Here is a 6,280-nt window from a genome sequence, read left to right as displayed (position 1 = left end):
TGGCTCTGCTCAAAAAACAGGGGCAAGGCGGGACAATTGCCGTTGGCTCAGGAACACCGCTCAGGGTTCAGCGTTCAAGAGCGACCACTGTGTCACCGTCAGACACCTTTGATGACATTCTCGTTATTGGCACCGATAACCAGACGACTTTGCCCGGTGGATTATCGGCTGGCGGCAACATCGATAACACGTCAAAGGGGAAGGTACTGACGCAGGCAATCGAACTGTCAATGAGTACACCTTACATTGACTGGCACTACAACAGCAGTAGTGCAGACTACACGGCGCGCATTATCCACGACAGGCAGAACCGGCTGAATTGTCAGGTGGCAAGTTTTTGGGTCACTGACGGGCGCATCACGGCATCATCCACCATGCCAGCCAATCCAGCTATTGGAACGCAACTGACCTCCAACCCTGTACGCTCATTGATGGCAGGGCGAGGAGCGTATGGTGACGTAGACGGCGCTTACGTGCAGATGTACATGGAGGAGCAGGTAGGCACTGAGCATCGGTTGGTGCTCTACGCGGATGGCTTCGGGCGTACGGACGCATGGATATTTCGCGCTGGCGGCACGATCTCAACTGGTAAGGGTGACGTCCTGACCACCGGCTCAGATTTACGGCTGAAAGATGCCTTCACGGAACCACAGGACGGGGCCTCCAGGCGTATTAACTCGCTGGGAGTATGCGAGTTCAACATGAAGGGCGAAACACGCCGGAGGCGTGGATTTATCGCCCAGCAGGCTGAAAAAGTTGACGACTTGTATACCTTCCTCGGCATCGAGCAGGAGATCGATGGTGAAAAATTCAGGGTGATGAATGTGGATTATACGGCGATTCTGGCAGACCTGGTATTAACAGTACAGGAACTTCGACAACAGGTTAATGACTTAATGAAGTAAGATCATATAAAAGTTGCCGTTACGGGAGAGAAGGGGATGATACCGAATTTCCTCAGGATTGATACCTAAGTTGTAACATAAATATCCAGAAAAAAGATAGCATTGAATGATGGCTGTAGGTATTTGATTAATATTACTACATGGAACCCAATTAATTGGGTGGGGCATTATTTATGTTTAATGCAAACACCTTACTTGGTCGAGTGTATGAACCTTTCAGGTGTATTTTTTTAATTGGCGATGGATGATGCTAGAGTTTTAAGCTCTGGCAATTAATCATCACCGCTCTATGTGGTAAAACATTTTCCCTCAGCCATAAAATGTTGTCTAAAATTATTTGTTGTTGATGTTAAATATCATGTCAATAGACAGATCACCATAGTCTTTTACTATTCTTGGATATTGGAATTGACTATCGTGAGTGACAATTGAACTTAGATTTTTATTTATTTTCCGACAGGGTTCTTTATCATTGTCAGCTAACTGGTCGATGGTAAATACTTGAGTTATAATAGGTGACGATGATGGTGTGTTTCCAGTAGTGATTGATATTTTACAAACTGTCCCATTGTATCTTTCAAGTTCATCATGGTTAAAAAATAAAGATGCTTTTTTTTGAACCTTATTAAGGTAAGCATTAATAGCATGATTTACGTCTTCTGGGTTTGAGTCGAGATTATTTATCTTTCCATGTTCTAGTTCACTAAGGTATTTTTTAATCTCAGTTGATGTGTTTGTTTCATACGACGTAGACTTAGGAGCAATTAAAACGTTAACATTTGCTGATGCTTCACTGATACAGCAGAAACACAAAAAGCTAAAAGTTAAAGATCGCAACATATAACACCCTCACGAAACTGAGCAAATCCATTATAGTCATAAGATTATACGAATGTTTACTTATGACAGGTTCCCATCAGAGATGATGGGAACCTAAAAATATACTACTAACGATTGTATCGCAACTGGTTAGCTGTATCTTTGTTTCGACTATCACCCCTTTGCTTCAAATCTCGATGAGACTCAACCGCAGCAGTCTCCCAATCGCCACGGTTTACGGCAGCATTAAACTTGGGAAATTTCGATTTCAGTTTAGGTACTCCAAGGTTAAAACCCATATCTACCAGTGCAGTTTTCCGTGGGTCGGAGAAACTATCATAATTAGGGTAAAGGCCACGCAACCCTGTTTCAGTTGTTTGAACATCTTTGATACACAAACCAATGACATCAGCATTTGAAAGATGAATACTAGGAATTGCTTTGGGGTTTTCTTTAAAATAATTAAATGCAGAAGCTATATCAGCTTTTGATACAGCGATTTCACTTTCCATATCATCGCCGTGCAAACGGACAACTTTTGTTTTATTGAATGGTAAAGCTTGAGCCATTGCAGCTGAACCTAAAAAATGCCCAATGCCAACGGTAATGTTACCTTCACTGTCACGATACATTGTATTGATGGAGCCTTCGTGATCCTTCAGATTGTTAACACACATGGACATATATCTACCGTTATAATCTTTTGTGGAAGAGATGTCGACCCATGTATTAGCTGTTAACCCAGTGTGTTGATTTCCTGCTGCACCACCGCTCCCTCCTTCATTATAAGTATGGTCATCGCCATCATAACTATGGATGGTACCATATGGAGTATCATGGTCATGCCATCCTGGACCTTGGTTTGAATCTTCAATGCTCATAAATACCTCTTTGACGTTTATAAAATACCTAAAAAGTACTGTATTTATATACAGTAAATGAAGGTTACTCCTTCAAACACTCATATGTCAATAACGTAATTTGAGGATTTGTAGAAGCCTACATTCAGGCTTTTCGCGGGATATAGTAGATTTAAAATGTGCTTCTGATGCCTGATACAACGATAAATCTCCAAAATTTGGTGAAAATAAGTATTCCATAGGTTTTTTAGTGGAATATTCGGATTGACCTGTTCCTCGTTGTTGACAAACACATGCTGAGGTGAGGAATCTCCGCCCGTGGCACAGATCGGTTGAACTTACAGGGGGTAGCGGACATCGTTCAGGACAAAGAATCACGCATGAAGGTTTAAGAATCGCTTGCTAAAGATGCTTTAGCCATCGTGTAGTAGCTCACAGCTGGTCTCATAGTTTATGCTTTGAGCATGTAGATGCATGATTTTACAGTCTGTCCGGAAGATGTAGTCACCTCTACTTGTACCCGTTCATACTCAAAACCCTCGAACTCATCGAGTATGTGCCAGTGAAGATGCAAATTCTCTGACATGAATATAAAGCCCTGTACACGATTACCGGAATCATCTAATACGATCCCCGGATATCCCATCTCTGCACCCCAACCTTTATCTAATAAAGAACCACCAACGTGGCCTTCCTGCCATGTCCCCCCAATCTTTTCAAGAACATGAGCATTAGTTCGGCCAGGACCCAGGGTTCCGTAAACAAACAAGCTTTCCATCATTCCTCCGCTTATCGTAAAGCCAATGTGAGTTTTCTATGTGTTAATTTTGTTTTTCGGACTCTGGCCTGACAAATTATTTGTTCTCACAATACGTGTGAATTATTATCACGAGTATGATATTTGATCGCCTCCCCCCATTGCAGACTCTGCGTGCTTTTGAAGCTACAGCCCGCCTTTCCAGCATGACACTGGCAGCAGCAGAGTTGCACGTAACGCATGGCGCGATAAGCCGGCAAATCCGGAAGCTTGAGGAGCATCTGGGATTAAAACTATTTTTGAGGCTGACCCGACAGATAATCCTGACTCAGGAAGGGGCTGAATATCATCGTACTGTTACCCGCCTTCTGAGTGAGTTAATGATGGAATCTGATCGGCTGCGTGGGAGGAACCATGCAAAAAGTATACGTGTCAGTACAACAGTTTCATTTGCTAGCAAATGGTTGGCACCGCGTCTGAGCCGCTTCAGGCAGAGATATCCTGAATTTGATATTCAGCTGGATGTCACTGACAGTAACGTGGATCTCAATGATGGTCAGGTAGATGCAGCCATTCGTTATGGTCTTGGCCATTACCGCGACGTTTCGTATGAGCGTATCTTCGATGAAACAGTTACCCCCGTTTGTAGCCCGGGTTTTCTTAAAGAACATAATGGCCTGGCAGAAATTAAGGAACTTTCAAACTGCGTTCTTCTTCATGAATACAGAATGCTGGCGAACTGGGAGGCATGGTTTGAAATGGCCGGAGAAAAAAATTTTTGCTGCCATCATGGCCCCTTATGGACCCTTGGCAGCATGGCGACTGAGGCCGCTATACGTGGCGAAGGTGTGGCTCTGGGACGCAGTGTTCTGGTTGCAGATGATGTAGCTGCTGGAAGGCTTGTTGTCCCGTTTCCGCAATACAAACTTAAGGCTGAGCGGGGATACGATTTAGTTTATCGCTCGGATAATCAGGATTCATTTAAAATACGAATTCTGAGACAGTGGCTCACTGAAGAAATGAGTTTGCTGGAAGATTGAATGGCCATCTTATAATGGTTCATTCCTTGACGTCGTGGACTAACTCACTGAGTGTGAGGTCCGCTATGTGCGAGAAGCGGACGCCGGTATGAAGTAAACAGACGCCCGTTAATATTACGCAGAAAGATTACTTAACCCGTTTCCCTGTTTCGTCAATGACCTTTTCGCCATCTTCTTTGGTAAAAGCGCTTTTCTGACCTTCAGGTAGAATGTCCAGCACAATTTCTGAGGGACGACAAAGACGTGTGCCAAGCGGCGTCACGACAACCGGTCGATTAATCAGGATCGGATGTTGAAGCATAAAATCAACCAACTGCTCATCAGAAAATTTGTCTTCATCAAGCCCCAGTTGCTCATAAGGTTCGACGTTCTTACGCAGCAATGCACGTACTGAAATACCCATATCAGAAATCAGTTTGCTAAGCTCATCACGAGTCGGGGGCGTATCGAGATAATAAATAATGGTTGGTTCGTTACCGCTGTTACGGATCATCTCCAGCGTGTTACGTGAGGTGCCACAGGCCGGGTTGTGATAGATGGTAATATTGCTCATATCGATATCTCACTACAAGATGACAGAGAGCCGCCACGCCAGCGCGGCCAGAGTGACGAAAAGCACGGGCAGGGTCATGATTATGCCGGTGCGGAAGTAATATCCCCAGGTGATGGTCATGTTTTTCTGTGCCAGCACATGAAGCCACAGCAGGGTTGCCAGACTGCCTATCGGGGTGATTTTAGGACCTAAATCACAGCCAATTACATTGGCATAAATCATCGCCTCTCTGACGATGCCAGTCGCAGTACTTCCGTCAATGGACAATGCACCAATAAGCACCGTCGGCATATTGTTCATCACAGACGACAGGAACGCTGTCAGGAAGCCGGTACCGAACGTGGCAGCCCATAAACCTTTGTCTGCCAGCATATTGAGTACGGCAGAAAGATACTCAGTGAGTCCTGCGTTACGCAGGCCGTAAACGACCAGATACATACCCAGTGAGAAAATCACGATCTGCCAGGGCGCTCCGCGCAGCACTTTCCCGGTATTAATGGCATGGCCACGTTTTGCTACTACAAAAAGCACCGTAGCCCCAACGGCTGCTATCACGCTAACAGGGATCCCCAGCGGCTCCAGAACGAAGAAACCGACCAGCAGGAACAGCAAAACAACCCAGCCAGCCCTGAACGTTTCAGGATCTTTAATCGCACTGGCAGGTATCCTGAGCAGTGAAACGTCATATCTGGCCGGAATATCGCGACGGAAGAAGAGGTGAAGCATGACCAGCGTAGCTGTTATGGCTGCAAGGTTCACAGGGACCATCACGGAGGCGTACTGTGTAAAGCCCAGGCCGAAGAAATCCGCCGAGACAATATTCACCAGGTTGGAAACGATCAACGGCAGGCTGGCGGTATCAGCGATGAATCCTGCAGCCATGACAAAGGCCAGAGTCGTCGCCTGGCTGAACCCTAATGCGAGCAGCATCGCAATTACAATCGGCGTTAGTATCAGTGCAGCACCGTCATTTGCAAACAGTGCAGCAACAGCAGCGCCAAGCAGTACTATCCAGGTAAACAGCAGACGACCACGCCCGTTACCCCATCGGGAAACGTGCAGCGCGGCCCATTCAAAGAAACCGGACTCATCGAGCAGCAGGCTGATGATGATCACCGCAATGAACGCCGCTGTTGCGTTCCAGACGATATTCCAGACTACAGGGATATCATGAATGTGGATAACCCCCGTTCCCAGCGCCATTACGGCTCCGATAGTTGCGCTCCAGCCAATGCTGAGTCCTCTGGGCTGCCAGATGACCAGAACCAGCGTCAGTATAAATATACTCCCTGCCAAAATCATTACAGGTTCCTTTCATATTTGGTTATATGCATGTGATAAGAATT

At 45.7% G+C, this 6,280-nt stretch carries 7 protein-coding genes; 2 read left to right on the top strand and 5 right to left on the bottom strand.

All coding sequences use genetic code 11. The annotated features are described in order from the left end of the window. The coding region (locus AS136_RS18455; protein ID WP_148718830.1) for a tail fiber domain-containing protein at window positions 1–905 on the top strand (905 nt) is incomplete at its 5' end. Window positions 906–1,238: 333 nt separating this feature from the next. Here AS136_RS18455 and AS136_RS28250 read toward each other — a convergent pair. The 3 genes from AS136_RS28250 to AS136_RS18450 form a co-directional block, all read right to left on the bottom strand. Then, window positions 1,239–1,745, bottom strand: a complete 507-nt coding sequence (locus AS136_RS28250) for a hypothetical protein (protein WP_148718829.1) — start codon at window positions 1,743–1,745, stop codon at window positions 1,239–1,241. Window positions 1,746–1,852: 107 nt separating this feature from the next. Continuing rightward, complete coding sequence (locus AS136_RS27115) at window positions 1,853–2,605, bottom strand: glycoside hydrolase family protein (protein WP_077265728.1); 753 nt, start codon at window positions 2,603–2,605, stop codon at window positions 1,853–1,855. 430 nt (window positions 2,606–3,035) lie between these two features. Next, window positions 3,036–3,362, bottom strand: a complete 327-nt coding sequence (locus AS136_RS18450) for a gamma-glutamylcyclotransferase family protein (RefSeq protein ID WP_063266895.1) — start codon at window positions 3,360–3,362, stop codon at window positions 3,036–3,038. 116 nt (window positions 3,363–3,478) lie between these two features. Here AS136_RS18450 and gcvA point away from each other — a divergent pair, with 116 nt between their 5' ends. Next, complete coding sequence (gcvA, locus tag AS136_RS18445; RefSeq protein ID WP_199487195.1) at window positions 3,479–4,381, top strand: transcriptional regulator GcvA; 903 nt, start codon at window positions 3,479–3,481, stop codon at window positions 4,379–4,381. A 127-nt stretch (window positions 4,382–4,508) separates the two neighbouring features. Here gcvA and arsC read toward each other — a convergent pair whose 3' ends face one another. Together arsC and AS136_RS18435 are read right to left on the bottom strand one after the other, a co-directional pair. After that, on the bottom strand, window positions 4,509–4,934 hold the full coding sequence (gene arsC / locus AS136_RS18440; protein WP_063266894.1) for a glutaredoxin-dependent arsenate reductase: 426 nt from the start codon (window positions 4,932–4,934) through the stop codon (window positions 4,509–4,511). A gap of 12 nt (window positions 4,935–4,946) precedes the next feature. Continuing rightward, window positions 4,947–6,236, bottom strand: coding sequence for an arsenic transporter (locus AS136_RS18435; RefSeq protein WP_063266893.1), 1,290 nt, complete (start codon window positions 6,234–6,236; stop codon window positions 4,947–4,949). Window positions 6,237–6,280 lie beyond the last annotated feature (44 nt).

Source organism: Klebsiella sp. D5A (assembly GCF_001620885.1).
Lineage (GTDB): Bacteria > Pseudomonadota > Gammaproteobacteria > Enterobacterales > Enterobacteriaceae > Klebsiella > Klebsiella variicola.
Note: the sequence above shows the minus strand (reverse complement) of the source record. Positions and strands in the feature narration are given on the sequence as shown.